The sequence below is a fragment of the Mycobacterium sp. DHQP2018-32-09 genome, from assembly GCF_058148405.1.
Window position 1 is genome coordinate 1 of the sequence record NZ_JBYVYK010000031.1, and the last position, 20,722, is coordinate 20,722.

13 protein-coding genes are annotated in these 20,722 nt (G+C 71.6%); 4 read left to right on the forward strand and 9 right to left on the reverse strand.

What is annotated here, in order from left to right:
• Window positions 1-1,360, reverse strand: a 1,360-nt coding sequence (locus AC30CM_RS16050) for a hypothetical protein (RefSeq protein WP_490117890.1), incomplete at its 3' end; no start/stop codon positions are given.
• Window positions 1,361-1,717: 357 nt separating this feature from the next.
• Between AC30CM_RS16050 and AC30CM_RS16055 the strand changes: the two genes are divergently transcribed.
• From AC30CM_RS16055 to AC30CM_RS16070, 4 genes are read left to right on the forward strand one after another with little or no spacing between them, the layout of a single operon-like run.
• Window positions 1,718-4,942: a non-ribosomal peptide synthetase gene (locus tag AC30CM_RS16055; protein ID WP_490117891.1), complete on the forward strand. Its 3,225-nt coding sequence runs from the start codon at window positions 1,718-1,720 to the stop codon at window positions 4,940-4,942.
• Entirely contained in the window at window positions 4,939-5,919 is a 981-nt protein-coding gene (locus tag AC30CM_RS16060) for a thioesterase domain-containing protein (protein WP_490117892.1), read from the forward strand. Before AC30CM_RS16055 ends, AC30CM_RS16060 begins: the two co-directional genes overlap by 4 nt.
• Window positions 5,913-6,452 carry a YdcF family protein gene (locus tag AC30CM_RS16065; protein ID WP_490117893.1) on the forward strand — a complete coding sequence of 180 codons (540 nt, stop codon included), beginning with the start codon at window positions 5,913-5,915 and terminating at the stop codon, window positions 6,450-6,452. Before AC30CM_RS16060 ends, AC30CM_RS16065 begins: the two co-directional genes overlap by 7 nt.
• Window positions 6,453-6,465: 13 nt before the next feature.
• On the forward strand, window positions 6,466-7,392 hold the full coding sequence (locus AC30CM_RS16070) for a polysaccharide lyase family 20 protein (protein WP_490117894.1): 927 nt from the start codon (window positions 6,466-6,468) through the stop codon (window positions 7,390-7,392).
• Window positions 7,393-7,410: 18 nt separating this feature from the next.
• Here the strand turns inward: AC30CM_RS16070 and AC30CM_RS16075 are convergent, their stop codons facing one another.
• From AC30CM_RS16075 to AC30CM_RS16110, 8 genes are read right to left on the reverse strand one after another with little or no spacing between them, the layout of a single operon-like run.
• Window positions 7,411-8,859 (reverse strand): hypothetical protein, encoded by a 1,449-nt coding sequence (locus AC30CM_RS16075; protein ID WP_490117895.1) that lies wholly within the window; start codon window positions 8,857-8,859, stop codon window positions 7,411-7,413.
• Window positions 8,856-9,890, reverse strand: coding sequence for a polysaccharide deacetylase family protein (locus tag AC30CM_RS16080; RefSeq protein WP_490117896.1), 1,035 nt, complete (start codon window positions 9,888-9,890; stop codon window positions 8,856-8,858). Before AC30CM_RS16080 ends, AC30CM_RS16075 begins: the two co-directional genes overlap by 4 nt.
• The gene (locus tag AC30CM_RS16085; protein ID WP_490117897.1) at window positions 9,880-11,088 is read right to left on the reverse strand and encodes a glycosyltransferase family 4 protein; all 1,209 of its coding nucleotides are present in this window, start codon (window positions 11,086-11,088) and stop codon (window positions 9,880-9,882) included. The genes AC30CM_RS16080 and AC30CM_RS16085 overlap by 11 nt, the downstream gene beginning before the upstream one ends.
• A complete protein-coding gene (locus AC30CM_RS16090; RefSeq protein WP_490117898.1) occupies window positions 11,088-12,617 on the reverse strand; it encodes an oligosaccharide flippase family protein in 1,530 nt (509 codons plus the stop codon). Before AC30CM_RS16090 ends, AC30CM_RS16085 begins: the two co-directional genes overlap by 1 nt.
• Window positions 12,617-13,951, reverse strand: coding sequence for a nucleotide sugar dehydrogenase (locus AC30CM_RS16095; RefSeq protein ID WP_490117899.1), 1,335 nt, complete (start codon window positions 13,949-13,951; stop codon window positions 12,617-12,619). The genes AC30CM_RS16090 and AC30CM_RS16095 overlap by 1 nt, the downstream gene beginning before the upstream one ends.
• Complete coding sequence (locus AC30CM_RS16100) at window positions 13,948-17,253, reverse strand: heparinase II/III domain-containing protein (RefSeq protein WP_490117900.1); 3,306 nt, start codon at window positions 17,251-17,253, stop codon at window positions 13,948-13,950. Before AC30CM_RS16100 ends, AC30CM_RS16095 begins: the two co-directional genes overlap by 4 nt.
• On the reverse strand, window positions 17,250-19,478 hold the full coding sequence (locus AC30CM_RS16105; RefSeq protein ID WP_490117901.1) for a bi-domain-containing oxidoreductase: 2,229 nt from the start codon (window positions 19,476-19,478) through the stop codon (window positions 17,250-17,252). The genes AC30CM_RS16100 and AC30CM_RS16105 overlap by 4 nt, the downstream gene beginning before the upstream one ends.
• Window positions 19,475-20,722 carry a glycosyltransferase family 4 protein gene (locus AC30CM_RS16110; protein WP_490117902.1) on the reverse strand — a complete coding sequence of 416 codons (1,248 nt, stop codon included), beginning with the start codon at window positions 20,720-20,722 and terminating at the stop codon, window positions 19,475-19,477. Before AC30CM_RS16110 ends, AC30CM_RS16105 begins: the two co-directional genes overlap by 4 nt.

The following is a 20,722-nucleotide window of genomic DNA, read 5'->3' on the forward strand; positions in this document are numbered from 1 at the left end:
CGCCGTCGCCGCCGGTGCCACCCCGGCCGCCGGTCCCGACCGCCGAGTTGCCGCCCGCACCGCCGCTGCCACCGGAGGCGGTGGTCCCCGTGCCGTTCGACACGGCGTTGCCGGCGTCACCACCACGACCGCCGTTGCCGACGGTCGCGTCCCCGCCGCCGCCACCCGTTCCGCCCGTCGCATTGCCGTGCGCCGAGGCCGCATAACCCCCTTGACCGCCGGCGCCGCCGCTACCCGCGATGCCCCCGGCGCGACCCCCCGTGCCGCCGGAGCCACCGGTGGCGGTAGATCCACTGCCCGCGGGCGCCTCGTTGATGCTGTCGCCGCCCGCGCCGCCGCCGCCGCCGGATCCCACCAGGACCGAACTTCCGCCGTTGCCCCCGGCACCTCCGGTCCCCGCACCCCCTTCGGCGCTGCCGTGTCCGGCGTCGCCACCGCGGCCGCCGTGACCGACGATCGCGGTGCCGCCGTCGGCGCCGTCGCCGCCGGTGGCCGTGAAGCCGGACTCCAGGGTCTCGGCGTTGCCTCCGCTACCGCCCGCCCCGGCGTTCCCGACGGCCGACGCGCCGCCGCTGCCCCCGCGTCCGCCGACGGCGTCGCCGTTGGCCGACTGCGCATCGCCACCCCGGCCACCGTTGCCCGCCGTACCCGTCACCAGGCCGCCCCGCCCACCGGCGCCGCCTGCGGCGCCGGTGGCGGTGGTGGGATCGCCGGGCTTGGTGGACTGGACGTCGTCGCCGCCCCGTCCCCCTGCGCCGCCATTACCGAAAAGACCTGCGCTACCGCCATTTCCGCCTGCGGTCGCCGCCGAGACCAGGCGGCCCTCGGCGTCGTAGACGGCGTCGACGCCGTTGCCGCCCGCACCGCCGCTGCCGAACAGCAGACCGGCACTGCCACCGACGCCGCCGTTGGCACCCCGGCCCCCGTTGCCCCACAGCAGGCCCCCGTTGCCCCCGTTGCACGCGGCACCCACGCAGTCGGCGGCGGCGTCCAACCCGTCGCCGATCAACCAGCCGCCCGGTCCGATCATCGGGCGGAACGGCATGGTCGCGACCGCCACCGCGAGCGCTGTGGGCGTGGGCTTCTGCGGCGTACCCGGTGTCCCCGCCGCGCCCCCGAGCAGGCCACAGTCGGCCAGCGGAGCGCACGTGAGACCCACTGGGCTCAAGGCGAACTCGGACGTGGTGAGTCGTACGTCGACGGCGCGGGGCGCGGGTGCGGCAGTGGCATCCGGAGACGAAGCCAGCAGCAGACCTGCGCCCACCACGGCCGCTCCCGTGACCCCGGTGACGACGAGTCGACGAGCCGACGCTCCGGTGCTGCGGGCGTGTCGGGTTCGGCGAGCTTGATGAGTGACCACGGCGGAAACCTCCTCGTTCGAGCAGCCTGTCCGACCCCGGCAGGCGGCGTGTCCGGCATCGCGGTGTCCGCCGCGATCGGCTCGACACCGTCCCCCACGGACCGAGTCGACCGTGTCACTATCGACGCTCGCGTCACCTCGGCACATGGGTCATGGGAGCGAACTTCGATCCCCTCCCCGGACTAGGCACTCGGCAGGAACCCCGCGTGGATCTGGGGAACTAGTTCGCTGGATCCATGACGATTCAGGCCGCGGCGGACCAAAGATGGCTCCTCGGTGGACTCGGCAAACCTGGTGCCGGATAGGGCGATTGAGTAATCTCGGCGTTCGGGGATGCCGATCGCAGGGGGGCGACACGTGGACGACGCGAAGGGCACGGACGGCGCCGTGACGATCATCGACGCCTACGAGTTGTCGCCGTTGCAGCAGGGCATGGTGTTCCATGCCCTGAGCACGCCGGGCCTGGGCGTACACGTCGAGCAGATCACGATCGAGACCCGCGACGAGATCGACGTGCCGACGTTCGAGCACGCGTTCCGCACCGTCATGCAACGACACCCCATCTTGCGGACCAGGTTCCGCTGGCGCGACCTCGACGAGCCGCGCCAGGAGGTGCTGGCCGAGGTCGAGCTGGCCGCCACCGTCGCCGATTGGCGTCACCTCGAACCGGAGGCGGCACGGCAGCGCTTCGAGGTTCACCGGCGCGCCGACCGTCGCGACGACTTCGACCTGTCCGAGGCGCCCCTGATGCGCCTGTTCGTCGCCCACTGTCCCGGCGGTGGGTCCCGCGTGCTGTGGACGTGGCACCACCTGCTCGGCGACGGCCGTTCGTTCGTCGTGCTCCTCGAGTGGTTCGCGCTCTACGACGCGGCGCGGCGCGGCGAGTCGGTCGAGCTGCCGCCGGCCCGGCCCTACCGGGATTACATCGTGTGGCGGCGAACCCTGGATCAGGCTGCCGCAGAGCGGTTTTGGCGCGCCGACCTCGAGACGCTCGAGGCCCCGACGTCACTGGGGCTCGGCGCCCCGGGCGTGACCCAGCGCGGCGCCGACCCGTTCGGCACCGTCCAGCGCAGACTCTCCCGCGACGACTCCGACCGGCTGCGCGCCGCCGCCGCCCGGTGGGGCGTGACCGTCAACACCATGCTGCAGGCGGCATGGGCCGTGCTGCTGCGGCGGTACGGCGGAGAATCCGACGTGGTCTTCGGCGCGACGCGCACCGGGCGGTGGACGGGATCCGACGAGACCGCCGTGCGCATCGGGCTGTTCATCAACACCCTTCCCATGCGCGTGACGGTCGACGACGACGCCGAGATCGGATCGCTGCTGCAGACGCTGCGGGCGCGCCAGGTGGCGCTTCGCCCCTACGAACACACCTCACTCGCCGCCGTGCACGGCTGCAGTTCCGTCGCCAGGGGCACGCCGCTGTTCGAGAGCGTGGTGGTCTACGACCACAAGACGCTCGACTCGTTCATCGACATGCCGGGCCGCAGGTTCGAGTACGCCGGTCAGACCAACTTCCCGTTGACGCTGCTGGCGTACGGGGACGACGAGATGCTGCTGCGGTTGCAGTACTCGACGGAACGCTTCACCGACGCGGCGATGGCTCGCATGCTCGGCCACGTCGTGAACCTGCTGTCCCAGTTGGCCGGTGGCACCGTGACCACGGTGGGCGATCTCGATCCGCTCGACGCCGAGGAACGCGCGGCCCTCGTCGGCACACCGGCCACGAGCGTCGCGTGCCGCGACCGCACGCTGCACGGCGGGTTCATGCGCCAGGCTGCGGCCACCCCCGACGCCGTCGCCGTCACGGCCGGCACGGGCACCGAACGCGTCGAGCTGACCTATGGCGAACTCGACCGCCGGACGTCGGCACTGGCGAGCAGGTTGCGCGAGCTGGGCGTGACGGACGGAGACGTCGTGGGGCTGCGTGTCGAGCGCACCGCCGACGTCGTGGTCGGCATGCTGGGAATCCTCAAGGCCGGAGCCGCCTACCTGCCGCTGGATCCCGTGCACCCACCGGATCGCGCCGCGTTCATGGTCCAGGACGCGGGGGCGCGGATCGTGCTGACGCGGCGGGCGCTGGCCGGCCGGCTGGCGGCCCTCGGGGTGCGGTGCCTGTCCCTGGACGAGCCGCTGCCCGCGACCGCCTCCGTCGCGCCGCTCCCGACGTCGGGGGACCTGGCCTACGTGATGTACACCTCGGGGTCCACCGGCACGCCCAAGGGCGTGCCCATCACCCACCACAACGTGATGCGGCTGTTCGCCGCCACCGCACCGTGGTTCCCGTGCGGGACCGACGACGTGTGGGCGCTGTTCCATTCCTACTCCTTCGACATCTCGGTCTGGGAGACGTGGGGCGCGCTGCTGACCGGTGGGCGCCTCGTCGTGGTGTCGCAGGACACGAGCCGAGATCCCGTGGAGCTGCACGCCGTGTTGCGCCGGGAGGGCGTGACCATGCTGTGCCAGACTCCCACCGCGTTCCGGTCCCTGGCCGAGGCCGACGCCGCCGCACCGCAGGCCACGGCACTACGCACGGTGATCTTCGTGGGCGAGGCGTTGGAACCCCACCTCCTGACACCGTGGATGGACCGCCACGGCGACGCGTCGCCGGAGCTGGTGAACATGTACGGCCCCACCGAAACCACGGTGTACGCCGCCTACCGGCCGATCACCCGTGCCGACCTGTCGGGGGGCAGCGTCATCGGCGTCCCGCTTCCCGACCTCCGGTGCTATGTCCTCGACGACCGACTGCGCCCGGTCCCCGACGGTGTGCCCGGCGAACTCTTCGTCGCCGGGGACGGCGTCGCCGGCGGATATCTCGGGCGGCCCGAACTGACGGCAGAACGATTCCTGCCCAACCCCTTCCACGCGGGGACGATGTATCGCACCGGCGACGTGGTGCGCCGGCTCGACGACGGCGACCTCGAGTACCTCGGTCGCGTCGACCAGCAGGTGAAGATCCGCGGGTTCCGCGTCGAGCCCGGTGAGGTCGAGGCGGCCATCGCCGAGCACCCCGACGTCCGTCAGGTGGCCGTGGTGCCCCGCAAGGATGCCGACGGGCAGACGAGCCTGATCGCCTACCTGGTCGCCGACGGCGACCACGACGCGCTGGACGCGGCGTTGCGGGGGACGTTGCGGACGCGGCTGCCGGAATACATGGTGCCCACGCACTTCGTGACCGTCGATGCGCTGCCTCGCAACGCCAACGGGAAACTGGATCGCGCGGCGCTACCCGCGCCCGAGACCAGCGGGCGCCGTCCGCGCGCGGCGGTCGATCCCCGCTCCCGCAGTGAGGAGCTGGTGGTGGCCGTCTTCAGCGAGGTCCTGCACCGCGGCGACATCGGGGTTCTGGACGACTTCTTCGACCTGGGTGGCCATTCGCTGTCGGCGACACGGGTCATGACGAAGCTCAGCGATCGAACGGGGGTGCGCCTGTCGATGCGCAACCTGTTCGAACGGTCGACGCCAGAGGGACTGGCCCTGGCCATCGACGCGCTCACGTGGACGGCGGCCACGCACCGTCGGGACTCGGACGACGACCGGATGGACGACCGGATGGCACGCGAGGAGTTCGTCTTGTGACCGTCGGGCGGCTACTGGCGGAGCTGGCCAGCCTGGACGTGCACGTCGAGTTGCACGGCGACCAACTGCGTTTCGACGCACCCGTCGGCGTGCTCACCGACGAGCACAAGCGCGACCTGGCGCGGCGCAAGTCGGACGTCGTGGCCTTCCTGCGCGAGGCCCGGCGACTCTCCACCGATCTCCACGCCATCGTGCCCCTACGGTCCTCCGGCACCCGTCCGCCGATCTTCGCCGTCGGCGGGCACAACGGTGACGTCTTCACCTACCGTGGGCTGGCCCAGAGCCTCGGCGGCGACCAGCCGTTCTACGGTCTGCAGCCACCCGGTCTGGACGGAGCCGGACCTCCCCTGCCCCGGGTTCAGGACGTCGCCGAGTACTTCGCCGATCACATCCGCGCCTTTCGGCCCACCGGTCCGGTGACCGTCGCCGGCTATTGCGCCGGCGGTTCGACGGCCTTCGAAACGGCCTACCAACTCGTCGAGTCCGGCGTCCCGGTCACTCGGCTGCTGCTGTTCGGTGCACCGTACTGCGCGGCCTACCGGGCGACCGGAATGGTGCGTGCCGCAGGCCACCTCGGCATGCACGCCGCGCGTCAACGCATCGAGACGGTGCGTCGGACACCCGCGCGCCGGCTCGCGGGCCACGTGAGGCAGCGACTGCGCGACCGGCGCCACCGCACCCCGCCCGACGTCACACGGCAGCGCCGCGCGGCCCTGGAGAAGGTGACGTTGCGAGCGGCCAGGTCGTACGACCCGCCGTCGCTGGAATGCCACCTCGACATCGTGGTCCCCAACCGGGCCTGGGTCCGTGCGTGGGCCCGACCGCTGCACTGGGCCGGACACGTGAGGTCCTGCGCGACGTTCGTGGGGCCCGACGGCTGTACGACCGACACGATGCTGGGGCCGGAGTTCGTGGGCTACGTCGCCGACGTCGTCACCCGCACGCAGCAGACTCTCGTCCGGGAAGCGGGATGGTGAGCGTCCTGCGATGCCTTGCCACACTGCTCTGCATCTCGGCGGGCGTGTCGGCTGCAGGCATACCGGTGTACGTGCGACCGCAGATCGACGAACTACGACGGGCAGACGCAATCCTCGTGCTCAGCGGGCCGCACCACGTGCGGTACCCGTTTGCGTTCGCGCTGGCGGCGCAGGGCTGGGCCCCCAACCTGGTGATCTCGAACCCGGATCCGCAGGACGATCCCAAGCTCACCGCCTTCTGCGGCGCCCCGCACGGCGCGGTGACGGTGCGGTGCTTCCGCCCGGATCCCGCGACCACCAAGGGCGAGGGCCGCGAATTGCGCCGACTGGCGGGCGAATACGGATGGCGCACCGTCATCGTGGTCACGTTCCGGCCGCACGTGTCACGGGCCCGCTACGTCCTGCAGCAATGCTTCGACGGCGCCCTGATCGTCGTGGCGAGCGACGAACGCATCTCCGGCCTGCGCTGGTCGTTCGAATACCTCTACCAAACCGCGGGCTACGTGCGGGCCATCGTGCAGCCCGGCTGCTGACGAACGGGTGACGATGACGAGACGTACTTCGAGACAATCCCTCCCGGGAGAGGCCCGCCTCGGGCGGCGGGACTTCGGCCGGTGGTCGCTGGCGGCCGCCGTGCTGCTCGCGGGGTGCGCCCCGGCACGCCACGGCGCCGACTCGCCCCCGACCACCGCCGCGCCATCACCGGCACCACCGCGCGGCGACGCAGCCCCCATCGCCAAGACCGATGCCGCGGCGTTCGTCGGCGACTACCGCACCGGGGACTTCAGCCAGTGGTGGGTGCAGTGCCGCGGGTACAACGTCGACGGCCGCGACTTCCCCGGCACGTACTCGGCGACCATCGTCGCCGATCCCAGCCACGGTGAGGCGGCCCGGTTCGAGGTGCGTACCGGCGACGTACCCCCCTTCGGCGGCGGGGAGCGCTCCGAGGTCAGCAGCGACCAGACCGTCGCCACCGACGGCCAGGAAGCCTGGTACGGCTTCTCGACGATGTTCGACCCGTCGTTCCCCACGAACCACGCCGACCTCGGGTGGGGATTGACCAACCAGTGGCACGGCGATTCGAACGCCGGATCCCCACCGATCAACTGGAGCACCAGCTTCCGCAACGGCGAGTGGACCCTGATCGCCGACCGGCAATCCTTCCCCGGTGGTTACCTGGGCCAGGTGGCACTGTTCAGCACTCCGCTGGCCGTCGGCACGTGGCATGACGTCCGCATGCAGGTGCGGTGGTCACCGTCGGACGACGACGGTTTCGTGCGACTGTGGCACAACGGCGTTCGGCAGACCTTCGCCGACGGCTCGCAGACCTACCGCGGGCGCACCCTCGTCCCTGGCGGCTCCCCCTCGTTCGTCTACTACAAGGAGGGCTACTACCGGCAGAACGGGATCGGTCCCACCGGGGTGGTGTACCACAGCGGGTTCCGTTGCGCTCCCACCGAGGCGGGCATCTGACCGGCCTCCAACCGGCCGCTAACCGGCCTCGGTGCACTGCCCGGACGAGTCCAGCGGGATCACCCGCTCCGCAGGCGGGGGCCATGCCTGGGCCTGCTGCTCGGCGGCGCGGTCCAGGAGCAGCAGGCGTGCCGCGGCGGGGACCCCCGTCGCCTCGGGGTCCACCAGTTGCCCGTCGGGGCCCGGACGCACGGTCTCGACGAGTCGGTCCGACAGCGGCCTGCCCACCTCCCACAGCAGTTGGGGCCGCAGCGACCCCACGACGGCGTAGCTCCCGGGATGCTCGCGTAGGGCCCGCGCGACCACCGCCGCCACGCAGCGGTGCTCTGCCTGGACCTCGAGGTCGTGGATCACTGGGCCTGCCGGTGCCACCCGCACGCCCTCGCCGTGGTGCCGCACGCCACCGACGAAGCACGACAGCAGCAGTGACGCGGCCAGCACCGCCGGCATCCAGCGCCCCGCATATCGGCACAGCAACCAGTACAGGCCCGTCAGGGCCGGGATCAGATACGAGGCTTCGTCGGGCAGATAGGCGAACGCGGCACCGAACATCAGGATGACGGTGATCGCCCACCCGTCCATCGCGCGACTCCGCTCGACGGGCACGCCCCGGCGCGCGTTCGACCATGCCGACACCACCGCACCGACGACCCCGAGACATCCTGCGATGCCGAACAACTGGATCGAGACGTTCGCGAACAGATCCACCCACGTGCCGTACACCGTGGGCCGCACGAAGCCCACCGTGAGAAAGGCGGGTACGAAGAACGCCAGTGCCACCACGCCCGAGCCCACCGCCAACGTGGCCAGTCGTCGCCAGACGCGGGCCTGCAGCAACCGCGCCGGCTCGACGTCGACCAGCAGCAGCGCCAGCGGCAGGAACGCGAGCGCGTAGGTCGGCCGCGATGCCACCGCCAGTCCCAGCAGCACTGCGGCCCAACCGATCCGACGGGCGGTCACGCACAGCGTGGCGGCCAGGAAGAACGTCAGGCCCCACACGTAGTCCATGGCACCCAGGCTCGCGACGTAGACCACCGGGGTGAACGCCAGCGCCAGGGCCCCTGCCGTCGCCCGCCCGCGGCCCAGCGGTAGCAGCAGACAACCGAACAGCGCGGCCGCCACCGCGGACAGCACCGCCGAGACCATCCCGACCGCCAGGCTCGAGCCCAGCCCCACCTGCAGCATCACCGCGTCGACGAACTCGGGCAGCGGGAACCCCGGCACGCGCGAGGGTCGGTACACCCCCGTCTCCAGGAAGCGCTGCGCCGCCCACATGGCCCGCCACGCGTCCGGATCACCGCCGTAACCGTGGCCCAGCAACGGCAGCCTGCTCGCCAGGACCACCACGGCCACCAGGACGGCCACCAGGACCGCCCAGCCCCACGCAGGCATGCTCGCGAGGCGTGCCCGGGAGGCGCGGCCACCGTCGGTGCGCGGCGTGGCGTGCAGCACGCTGCGGTGAGTCATCGGTGCACGCCCGACACCTTGAGACGGAACACCGCGTAGGAGTGCTGGCTGGCGATGCCCACACGCGGTAACGCCAGCGGATCGCTGGTGGCGTCGGCGAAACCGTTGGTGGTCGACAGCGCCCAGTCCATGCCGTTGGCCCGCACGGCGTCGCGGGCACGCTGATCGAAGTCGTCGGCTCCCCCGTTCGGGTACGCGAACACCGCCGGCGCAGCACCCGTCTGGCGCCGGAGGCACGCCGCCGACGCGGCGATCTCGTCGCGCACCTTCGCATCCGGGCACCGCGACAGGATCGGATGGGTCACGGTGTGCGGGTAGAGCGCCACCGATCCGTCGCCGGCGAGTGTCCGCGCGTCGTCCCACGACAGCATCTCGAAGGGCGTGCCGCGCGCGTCGGTGTCGACCCCCAGGCGCTCGACGACACGCTCGACGAGGTCCAGCCGGCGCTCGTCGTCCACGTGCTTGAGCCGGTCCACCACGGCCTCGCGCGCGGTCGTGCGTTCGGTCGCCGTACGCAGCCGCCACCGTCCCAGGCCGAGGTCGTCGAGGTCGACGTCGTCGTTTCCGGTGCGTGCGAAGGCCAGCCACAGCCGATCGGGCCACAGCGCCTCACCGGTGCCCATGGGCCCGGTGGCCAGGAAGACGGCGGCGGGCAACCCGAGATCACGAAGCACCGGTGCCGCGTGGGTCAGCAGGTTTCGCGTGCCGTCGTCGAACGTCAGCGCCGCCGCCCGACGCGGCAGCGTGCCCGCGCGCATCCGTTCGACGGCTTCGTGCAGGGGCAGCACCGTGAAGTGCCGTCGGACGTAGGTGAGCTGCCGACGCAGCGTGGCCGCGTCGAGCACGTAGCTACACGGCGGTGAGGCCGGCTGCGCCTCGACACCGTGGTACATCAGGATGGCCAGCCGTCCGCGCCGGCGCCAGCGCGAGACAACGGGAACACCCGCCACGCACAGCAGGCGCGCGAGCCACTCCCTGGCCCTTGCCCGCCACGTGAGTTGCGAGGCATCGTCATTGGCGTCATCGGACATCGCTGCGCACCCCTTCCACCACCCCTTCCACCCCCGTGTGGAGCGTCGTTCCCATGGCCGCGCGGTAGGCCATGACGGTCTGCTCGGCGATCGCCGCCGGGGCAAAGCGCTCGGTCGCGATCTGGTGGCCGCGCCGCCCCATGCGCGCGCTCAGCTCGGCGTCGGCGAGCACGGCCGTCAACCGAGCGGCGAGCGCGGCCTCGTCTCCGGAGTCGACGAGGAACCCGCTGCGACCGTCCTCGACCATCTCCGGGATGCCGCCCACGCGGCTGGCCACCACCGGGGTGCCGGCTGCCATGGCCTGGGCGACGATGGTGGGCGCGTTCTCCTGTCGCGAGAACAGCACGACGGCGCGGGCCCTCGCGATCTCGGTGCGCAGGCGGTCACTTGCCACCTGGTCGACGATCTCGACGCAGTCGGTCAATCCCAGTGCGGCCACGCGGTCGCGGATCTCGTCGAGGTAGGCGGCATCCGACTGCGGTCCGATCAGCGCCAGTTCGGCATCCGGGATGGTCTGGCGCACCCGGGCCATCGCGTTGACCAGTCCCAGGGGGTTCTTCAACGGGATCAGGCCGCCGGCGAACAGCAGCCGCGGCGCGGTGGGACCCGCGGGGGCCAGCGCGAAGAACTCGGGAGCGACCGGATTGGCGATGCCGAAGCGCGTGCCCCGAACCAGGGGCGCGAGTTCGTCGGCGTCGTAGCGGGAGATCGAGATCACCACCTTCGCCCGCCCGAGGACGCGGGCGGCGAGTCGGCGGGCCAGCAGCGCCCGCAGCGTGGTCCGCCAGCCCGCCGCGTGGTACAGATGCGTCTCGACGTAGGTGATGCCGTGGACGGTGACGACGGCGCGGGGGCTGCACCGCACGGCGATGTCACCGTTGATGCCCATCTCCTGTCCGTGGATCACGTCGGGGCGCAGCGCGGCCACCATGGCCCGTGCCTTGCGCACGTCCAGGAACGCACCGGTAAGCATCCGCCAGCGATATTGCCCACGCACGTAATGGATCCGCACCTTGGGCGACTCCTGGCGCGATGGCACGGGCGCCTCGCCGTGGTGGAACCGCAGCACCGTCACGGAGTCGACGTCGTCCCGCGCGGCGAGCGCGGGAACCAGTGTGCTGGTTGCCGATTCGACGCCACCGCGAATCACGCCGGCTTCCACCGGGTACGTACCGATCATCAAGACGTTCAACCCCATCACCCGTTCCCCCGTCTGGTCGATCCCACCGCGGCGACGAACGCCGTGGCCGCCGCGGTCGCGACGCCGCGCACCGAGCGCCAACGCGTCGGGGCCACCACCCGCAGCATGGCCAGGTACACCGCCACGAACGCCGCGCCCTCCGCGAGCACCAGGCACAACCCCACGGGCTCGACGTAACGGTCGGAGCGCACGACGGCGTGCTCGAGGCCGAACACCAGGGTGAATGCCACGACGGCTGCCGCCGTGGTCGGCAGCACGCTGTCCAACACCTGACGGTAGGAGGAGCCGACGACGGCGCGCGCGATCAGCACGGCGGCGACGCCGCAGCTCAGATACGTCGCCGACAACCCGATGCCGACGCCCACCAGTCCGTAGGGCAACAGCAGCAGCACCAACGGGATGTGCAGTCCCAAACCCAATGCGCTGAGCCAGTTCACGAGCGAGGGCCGCCCCGCACCCTTGATGGCGGTGACGCCGAGCGCCTGCAGCGCGGCTCCCACGGCGATGCCCGCCATGGCCATGGCCGCCGACCCCGCCGGACGCCACGCGTCGCCCAGCAGCAGGACCACCACGGGCTGTCCGAAGACCACCAGCAGCGCCCCGAGCGGCAGCGCCCCGAACCACGTCCAGCCCAGCGCCCGCAGGAACGCCTCGCGGAACCGGACGGCATCCGCCGCGACCCGGGTGAATGCCGGGAACAACACGTACCCGAACACCTCGACGACCGCCATGGCGGGCATGGCCGCCATCTGTGAGCCGTAGCGGTACTGGCCCAGGTCGGCCGTGCCGAGTCGGCGGCCCAGCAGCACCTGCTGGAAGGTCTCCCGGATGCCGGTGGCGACGTGGTCGAGCAGCAGCGGGAACGAGAAGCCGGCCAGCTCGCGCCACAGCCGGAACGAGAACCGTCCGCGGAACGGCCGCCACCTGGCCATCCACCAGCTCAGCACCAGCAGCACCACGATCGAGGCGTACGACCCGACGACGAGGGACCACGCGCCGAAACCCATGACCGCCAACGCGATCGACACGACCGTGAACGCGATCTTGGCCGCGGGCTGGATGACCATGCGCTGCTTGAAGCGCAAGTCCCGCTGCATCAGCACCTCGGGCACGCTCACGCACATGTAGAGCAGCACCAGTCCCGACGTCGCCGCCGACACGTGCCCCACCCGGGGGTCGTGGAACAGGCGACCGATCACCGGCGAGGCCAGCAGCACGCCGACCCCGAGCACCAGCCCGGTCGCGAACGTCACGACCAACACCGTGTTCGCCGCGTCCTCCACGTCGCCGTCGCGCTGCACCAGGGCCTGCGCGAGCGTGCTCTGGGTGAAGGCGAGCAGGAAGCCGGACAGGACCGAGCCCGCCGTGAAGACACCCACCTCGGCCGGTCCGAGGATGCGCCCCAGCGCGATGGTCTGGACGACGACCGCGAGCTGGCACACCACGACGCCGACGGCGGAGTACCCCACGCCCCGCTTCAGGACGCCGGTGAGACCTCCTGCAGCCCTGTCGATTCCCGCGGTCATCACCAACCGATGCCCTGATAGTTGGGCCTGCCCCGGAGTCGCTCGGCATTCGGCAGCCGCACCAGGTCGATCAGGAGGCAGTCCGGTCGCAGCCGGCTGAGGGCGTCGACGACCTCCGGGGAACGCGACCCCACGATCACCACCTCACCGTGGGCGAGCACCTCGTCGGCGTCGTCGGTCAGCACGTCGCCGATGTGCGGCAGCCGCTCGTCGATGTAGGTCCGGTTGGCGCCGACGAGGCGCGACAGCACCACGTTGGCATCGTGGATCAGGACGTCGTAGCCCTTGCCGATCAGCCGTTCGACGAGTTCCACCATCGGGCTCTCGCGCAGGTCGTCGGTCCCGGACTTGAACGACAACCCGAAGACGCCCACCTTGCGCCGGCCGTCTGCGAGTACCAGATCGAGGGCGCGGCGCAGATGAACCTCGTTGGAGGTCAGTAGGTTCGACAGCAGCGGCAGGTCCACGTCGTTGCGACGCGCGGTGTGCGTCAGTGCCCGCAGGTCCTTGGGCAGGCACGAGCCGCCGAATGCGAAGCCCGGCCGCAGGTAGGCCTGGCTGATGTTGAGCTTGGTGTCGGCGACGAAGACGTCCATGACGGCGTGCGAGTCCAACTTGAGCGCGGCGCACAACGCACCCACCTCGTTGGCGAAGCCGATCTTGAGGGCGTGGAAGCTGTTGTCGACGTACTTGGTCATCTCGGCCACCCGAATCGGCACTTCGAACCGCGGACCGGGAAGACCGTCGTAGAGCGCCAGCACCGTCCGCCTGCTGGCCTTGTCGGTGCCGCCCACCACGGTCTTCGGCGGGTCCTCGAAGTCCCGGACGCTGGTGCCCTCACGCAGGAACTCGGGGTTCACGCACACGCCGAAGTCGACCCCGGCGATCTTGCCGGACGTCCGCTCCAACAGCGGGATCAGCGTGTCCTCACAGGTTCCGGGCACCATGGTGCTGCGGAACACGACCACGTGCCATCCGGACTTGTCCCGCAACGCGGCGCCGATGTCCGCGGTCACCTCCTCGAGGTAGCGGGTCGACAGGCCGCCTCCGGACGTGGACGGCGTGCCGACACAGATCAGCGAGACGTCGGTGTCCAACACGGCGCTGCGCGGGTCGTCGCGGACGACGAGGCTGCCCGCGGCCACGACGGCGGCGGTGAGGTCACCGATCCGCTCCTCGACGACCGGTGACCGCCCGTCGCGCAGCGCCGCCATCTTCTCGGCGTTCACGTCGACCCCCACCACGTGGAAGCCGCGCGCGGCGAGGCACGCCGCGCTCACGCAACCCACGTATCCCAGACCGAACAGGCTCACCGAGCGCGGTAGCTGGTTCATGATTCACTCACCAATCTCGAAGGGGTTGACGTGGGCGCGTAGGTGACGGCCCCGGGTCTCGTGGTGTCGATGGTCAGGGCGTGGCCGACGCCGCCTTCGGTCCAGCCGACGTGCAGCAGGGTGCCGTTGCAGACGATGGTGGGCTCGCCGATGGTCTCCGCGTCGTCGGCGCGCAGCAGCGTGAGCAGGGCCAGCGGCAGCTCGGTTCGCGCGTGCACGCCGAGCAGCCACGCCGGCGTCCTGGCCTCCAGCCGATCCGACCACCAGCCCAGCCCGGAGTCGGTGTCCGCACGCACCTGCCGCAGGTCGATGGGCGCCGTCGCGGCATGACACAGTTGCAGCGCCGGCGTGTCGTCGCGGTCGACCAGGTGGCCGTCCGGGGTGGGGATCCAGTCCAGCTCCGGGTGCAGCGGCCAGGACAGCGCGACGTCGTGCACGGCGGCGCCCTCGAGCAGGTCGACCACGATCACGGTGGGCGCCGTCGGCCCGGCGATCAGCCACCGGCGGTGGCCGACCGGATCGTGCAGTCGCCGATATCCGTCGTGTTCGGCGTCCACGATGCCGCGCTCGACGTCGACCGCGTGCACGGTCACGTGCGCCTGGCGGCTCCAGTAGAACGGCCCGCCGATCACCGACTGATCCACGCCGTCGACACACACCGTGGGGTGGGCGCGGGTGCCGCGGTGCACCGTGCGCCACGCCGGGTTGCCGTAGTAGCTGCCCGTTCCGGGGTCGACCACCAGATCGCGGCCCGCGCAGGCGAGGGTGACGGCCAGGGCGTCGGCATGCCCGTGCGCCGCCGTCGAACCGTGGCCGAGCGGTCCGACGTCCATCGTGACGCGCGGGGTGGGGCGTCCGGTGGCGCGGGGCCGCAACACCACGAGACCGCCGTGCGGGGCATGGCCCCCCGGTACCGTGTCGCCGCGCGTCACGCCCGCACCCAGCCCGTCGAGATCACCAGCCAGCGCGTCGGCGAACCAGGCTGCCTCCCAACTGGATTCGCCGTAGCACAGAGCGTCGGCGGCACCCGTGATCGCGGCAACCATGCCGAGGTGGCCCCGGACGGTGCGACGCTCCTGCGGACCGAGCCGCACCGCGAAGCCGTCGTCGTCGTCGCCGTAGCGCGGGTCGGGATCGCCGGAGCCCACCACGGTCACCAGGTACCGTGCGCTCCGTCGCACGGCGGCCAGCAGCACCGGCGACGGGTCCGTGCCGGACATCCGATCCCACAGCGCCACCAGTGCACACAGCTCCGCGGTGAACACCTGGTAGGACGCCGACTGCTCGGCGCCCGCGCCGTCGGGCAGGATCAGCCGGTCCGCTGCGCCCTCCAGCTCGACGATCGCACGCCGGTACGACCGTGCCGGGACGGCGAGTTCGGGGAAGAAGCGATGCACGGTCGCCAAACCCGCGAGTTCGCCGACGAGGTGGTTGTTGGCCGAACTGAACCGCGAACGCCCCTGCCAGCAGTACCGGGCACCGGCGTCGAGCATCCGGACGATCCGGCGGTACCGCTGCGGGGTGAGTGCCGCCGAGTCGCGCAGCCCCTGCAGGGCGACGGCCACCGAGATGGCTCTGATCCCGGCCTCGAACGCGCCCCGCCAGGCGATCCCGATGCCCACCGGGTTCTGCTCCAGCCAGGAGTCCAGATGCTCGAAGGCGCGCTCGGCGTAGCGGTCGTCGCCGGTGAGCAGCCATGCCTGCGCCAGCACGAGGAGGTGCTGCAGTCGGTTGAGTTCCCAGATCCACTTCGGGTCACTGCCGGCGACGCGGTGGTCGATCCGCGCGGCCGCGATGGCAGGCCAGTCGTAGTCGGTGCGGGGATCGCGGTTCCAGTCGACGACGGTGCCCACGTCGACGGCCGGGTAGCCGAAGTAGGCGTGCCGTCCCGCCATGATCTGGTCGGCCCGGGCGAGGAGCGCGTCGGCGCGTCGCGGATGCCGGTCGGCGAGGCGGTGGGCGCGCTCCCGGTCCAGCAGCACCGGTCGCCCGTCGCCTGCGCGGAAGCGCTGCAGCAGAACGTCCCAGTCCGCGTCGCGCCGCCCCAGCACGGCGGCGTCCGACCGTTCGCGCAGACCGTCACGGTGGGTCACGGTTTCCCCCACCCGACGGGCGCGCCAGAGGAATTCGCGCGGTGACATGGTCGCGGCGCGCCCCACGTACCAGGCCAGCCGGGAGCCCTGGCGCGCCGCGGCGAGGCTGCGGTAGGTGCCCAGCAGCACCTCGAGATTGCGATCGCCCTCGGCCGCATCGACGACGGCACCGACTGCGCCGACTGTGCCGACTGGGCCGACTGGGCCGACACCGTCACCACCGCCGTCGCGGGCCAACGTGTCGCGCAGCCGATCGGCGAGGTCCGCCGCGTCGGCGGGGCGGTACCGGACGACACCGGCCGGCCGGAACCCGACGTCGCTGGCCACGACCGGGGTGCCCACGGCCAACGCCTCGCGGACCGAGATGGCGTCGCCCTCGTGGTGCGGTGTGCGCACGAAGACGTCGGCGCGGCGCATGATCCCGCAGACCGCCGCCTCGTCCTCGCGGACCAGCACGTGACCGGCGAGGTCGCCGAGCCCCGCGAGGAACCGAGCGCGGAAGGCGGCGTCCCCACCACTCTTGACCGCGAGGACGAGCCCGATCCGGGGGTACGCGGCCCGCAGGGTGCGCACGGCCGCCACCAGGTCCTGGCTGCCGTAGTAGTCGAACCAGCCGCTGGTCGAAGCGAGCACCGGGTCGTGGGCGGTGACGAAGTCCTCGACCTCGGCAGGCAGGCGCTGGTCGGCGCGCGGATCGAGGTCCGGCGGGAGCGCATTGGACAGCGTGACGACGTGCCACGGGGCAACGCCGATCGCGCGCAGCGCATCGGCGATCTCCGGGGTGCACGCGACCACCACACGCGGCCGGGTGAGGATGAAGCGGACGAGCCGTCGGCGCACTCCCCGGTATCCGCTGACGGCGGTGGGGAACTCGCCACCGGCGACGGACAGGATGCTGGGGCGACCCACCACCCGCGCGGCCACGAGCGGGAGCACGTTGCCGAGCAGGTTGGGCTGGCTGCCCGTCACGCAATGAACCACGTCGGGCCGTGCGCGCAGCACGACCAGCGCGGCGCGCGCGAAGACCAGCAGCCGGGTGAGCTGACGCCGCCAACCGCCGAGCGCGGCGTAGGGCACCGGGATGCGCAGCGCCGTCAGGCCCGCCCGCGTCAGCCCGGCCTCCAGGGATGCGAAGTACACGCCCATGCCGCCGTAGGGCGGTGGGAAGGGGCCGACGAGCCCGACCGTCGCCGGCCGGCCGGCGGTCACGACGACCCGCCCTCGACGGTCACCATGCCCGCGGCCGCGCCCCGGCCGCCCAGCGCCACCGGGAGGTCGACCTCGACGGCCCGCCGTTCGGTCAGGGCCAGCGGCACCTGCAACGTCAACGCGCTCGACCAGAAGGCGGCCTCCGCGGCGGCACGTGCGTCGCGGACGCCGGTGGCCAACTCGACGAACGCCGCCATCTCCTCGCGGTGTCCCTTCTCCTGACGCCGACCGCGGGTGCGGGTCTGCTTGCCGCCCTTGCCGATCTGGAGTCCGAAGAAGTCGTCGACGACCCCGACGACGCCGCCGCAGAACACCTCGACGCGTTCCTTGGGGATGCTGGGGTCGCCGTTGCCGAGGTACTGCAGGCTCGCGACCGAACCGCAGGAGAACGTCACCTGGACGACCACGGTGTCGGCCAGTTCGGCGGGATCCGGCGAGGCGATGGCGTCCGCGGACACGCGCACCGGGTGGCCCTCCACCAGCGCACAGGCCAGATCCAGGAAGTGGCAGAGTTCGCCGACGATGCGGCCACCGCCCGAGATGGGGTCGCGCATCCAGTGATCGCCGGGCAACCGACCCGCGTTGCAGCGGGCGATGACCACCCGCGGCACGCCGCTGGGCAACTCGGCCGCAAGGTTCGCGATCAGTGGGGAGTAACGCCGGTTGAAGCCGACGAGCAGGGGCGGAGCCCCGCTGTCGGCCCACGCCGCCGCCACGTCCTCCAGTCCCTCCCACGTCGTCGCGAGCGGCTTCTCGCAGAAGGTGGCCTTGCCCGCGCGCAGGGACCGCGCCGCGAGCGCGGCGTGGGAGTCGTGCCTGGTGGCGATCACGACGGCGTCGGTCTGCGGGTCTGCGATGAGCGCTTCGGCGTCGCTGGTGGCGTAGGCGAACCCGTAGGTCTCGGCAACGCGACGCGCCGTGGCGCCACTGGAGGTGGTGATGCCGCCGGGCGTCACGCGGCCGGTGGCGGTCAGGGCAGGTAGCAGCACCCGGGTGGCGAAGTTGCCCGCACCCACCATCGCCAACCGGATGCGATCGGTCCGCGGCCGCGGCGCGGTGTCGACCTCGACGCGGTGACGGGCACCGGCGCCGGCGCTGTCGGGGTACTGCAGCAGCACGCCGATGGGGCGGTCGGCGACGGGCTGCTTCCCGGAGATGAGGGCGTAGGCGTCGGCTGCCGCGTCCACCGGAAAGCGATGCGTGGTGAGCGTGTCGACGTCCACCCGGCCGTCGCGGACGAGGCGCAGGAACTCCCCCAGGTTTCGCTGCTCGGTCCAGCGCACGTAGCCCAGCGGGTAGTCGTGGCCGTGCTCCTCGTAGGCGGGGTCGTAGCGTCCCGGCCCGTAGGACCGCGAATAACGGAGGGCGATCTCCTTGTCGTAGAACGGGTCCCGAGGCAAGGTCAGTCCCACGTGCCCGACGAGGACCACCCGCGCCCGGTCCCTGGCGAGTCGTGCCGCCAACTCGATGGGGTCGTTGGACGCCGCGGCGGCGCAGATCAGCACGGCATCGACGCCGGCGCCGTCGGTGGCGGCGTCCACGACGGCCTCGACGCCGTCGTGGCGGGCGACGGCGCGTTCGACGCCCAGCCGCTCGGCGAGCGCGCAGGCGGCGGGGTCGAGGTCGGTGCCGAACACCCGGGCACCGGCGACGCGCGCGAGTTGTGCGGCGACGAGACCCACCAGACCGAGACCGATGACGAGCACCCGGTCACCGAGGCCGAGATCGGCCTGCCGCACGCCGTGCATCGCGATGCATCCCAGCGTGCCGAACGCAGCCTGATCCGCACTCACGCCGTCGGGTACCGGCGCCAGCAGGTGCTTGGGGATGAAGTTCACCTCGGCGTGGTTGGCGTGTCCGGCGCCCGAGCAGGCGACCAGATCGCCCACCGCGATCCCGGGCACGTCGGTGGCCACGGCGAGCACGCGGCCGGCAGCGCTGTAGCCCAACGGATTCGGGGACTCCAGCCGTTGCATCACCGTCCGGTAGGTTTCCTTGAGCCCGTCCTGGCGCGCCTTGTCGAGCACCTGGCCCACCAGTTCGGGGCGGGCTCGCGCCTTGCCGAGCATGCTCTTCTCCCCCAGCTCGATCTTGCTGCGCTCGGTGCCCGCACTGATGAGCGACGACACCGTCGCCACCAGTGCCCCGCCGCGGTGCAGCCGCGGCGGGGGCACCTCCGCCACCGTGACCTCGCCGGTCTTCAGGTTCTGAATGGCTTGCTTCACATCGCCTCCGTCCGTTGGAGATCGCTGGTCGTCTCCGGGGTGGACTGCTCGACGGGTTCGCCGAGCAGTCGGTGGTAACAGCTCAGGAGGGCGCGCCGCGACACGTCCCAGGACAGGTCGCCGGCGACCCGGCGGTACCCGACGTCCCCCATCTCGCGACGGCGGCTCGGGTTGTCGAGCAGTTCGTCGATCGCCGTGGCAAACGCCAACTCGTCGTTGCCGGGCACGTACACCGCCGCGCCCGCGGCCGACACCCGCGCCTCGGTGAGGTCGAACGACACGATGGGCCGTGCCATCGCCATGTACTCGACGATCTTGTTCATCGTCGACACGTCGTTGAGGGGGTTGTGGGGGTCGGGCGCCAGACACACGTCGGCCGTCGACAGGCACCGCTGGACGAACTCGTCGGATACCCGGCCGGGAAATTCGACCACGTCCGACAGACCCAATTCGGCTGCCAGCGCGACCTGTTGGTCGAACGTGTCGCCGGACCCCATCATGATGCAGTGCACGTCTTCGCGACCGAGTTGGTGGCGGAGCAGGTGCAGGGCACGCACGGCGTAGTCCACACCGTCGGAGGGACCCATCACGCCCAGGTACGCCAACAGGTGACGCTTGCCCCGGCGCAGCTCGGGATCCGGTGGTCGGTGAATGAATCGACTGAGATCGGGTGCGGTGCGGACCACCGACACGTTCTCGGGGGCCACCTTGCCGCGCTCGATCGCGATGCGGCGATAGCTCTCGTTGGTCGAGATGACGGCGTCGGCACTGGCGAAGGTGAGCCGCTCGACCAGCCGGGTCATCCAGTAGAGCGCTCGACCCCCGGTGGGGAAGCGCGACAGGTACATCTCGGGTCCGAGGTCGTGGTGGTCGAAGACGAAGCGGGCTCCGAACGGCCGCAGCAACAGCGCGACGAGGAACAGCAGATCGGGTGGGTTGCACGCGTGCACCACGTCGATGCGTGCGGTGCGGCGTACCCGCAGCGCCAGCCGCGCCGTGTGCAGCAGGGCCAGCGGATACTCCCGCAGGTAGCCGATGGGTCCCGCGGTGGCGGCGTGCAGCGGATATCGCAGGATCCGGACGCCGTCGAGCACGACGTCGCGCTCGCGGTCGACGGTCGCGCCCACGGGGCAGATCACCGTCACCGCGTAACCGGCGTCCACCAACGCGCGGCTCTCCTGCCAGACGCGTCGATCGAAGGGCACCGAGAGGTTCTCGACGAGAATCAGTACGTGGCGTGGCAT

Bases quoted from the DNA above. Each gene is read 5' to 3' on its own strand.
- AC30CM_RS16090 (WP_490117898.1), bottom strand. From the start codon at position 12,617: ATGACCGCGGGAATCGACAGGGCTGCAGGAGGTCTCACCGGCGTCCTG.
- AC30CM_RS16065 (WP_490117893.1), top strand. From the start codon at position 5,913: ATGGTGAGCGTCCTGCGATGCCTTGCCACACTGCTCTGCATCTCGGCG.
- AC30CM_RS16070 (WP_490117894.1), top strand. From the start codon at position 6,466: ATGACGAGACGTACTTCGAGACAATCCCTCCCGGGAGAGGCCCGCCTC.
- AC30CM_RS16085 (WP_490117897.1), bottom strand. From the start codon at position 11,088: ATGGGGTTGAACGTCTTGATGATCGGTACGTACCCGGTGGAAGCCGGC.
- AC30CM_RS16095 (WP_490117899.1), bottom strand. From the start codon at position 13,951: ATGAACCAGCTACCGCGCTCGGTGAGCCTGTTCGGTCTGGGATACGTG.
- AC30CM_RS16110 (WP_490117902.1), bottom strand. From the start codon at position 20,722: ATGCCACGCCACGTACTGATTCTCGTCGAGAACCTCTCGGTGCCCTTC.
- AC30CM_RS16075 (WP_490117895.1), bottom strand. From the start codon at position 8,859: ATGACTCACCGCAGCGTGCTGCACGCCACGCCGCGCACCGACGGTGGC.
- AC30CM_RS16080 (WP_490117896.1), bottom strand. From the start codon at position 9,890: ATGTCCGATGACGCCAATGACGATGCCTCGCAACTCACGTGGCGGGCA.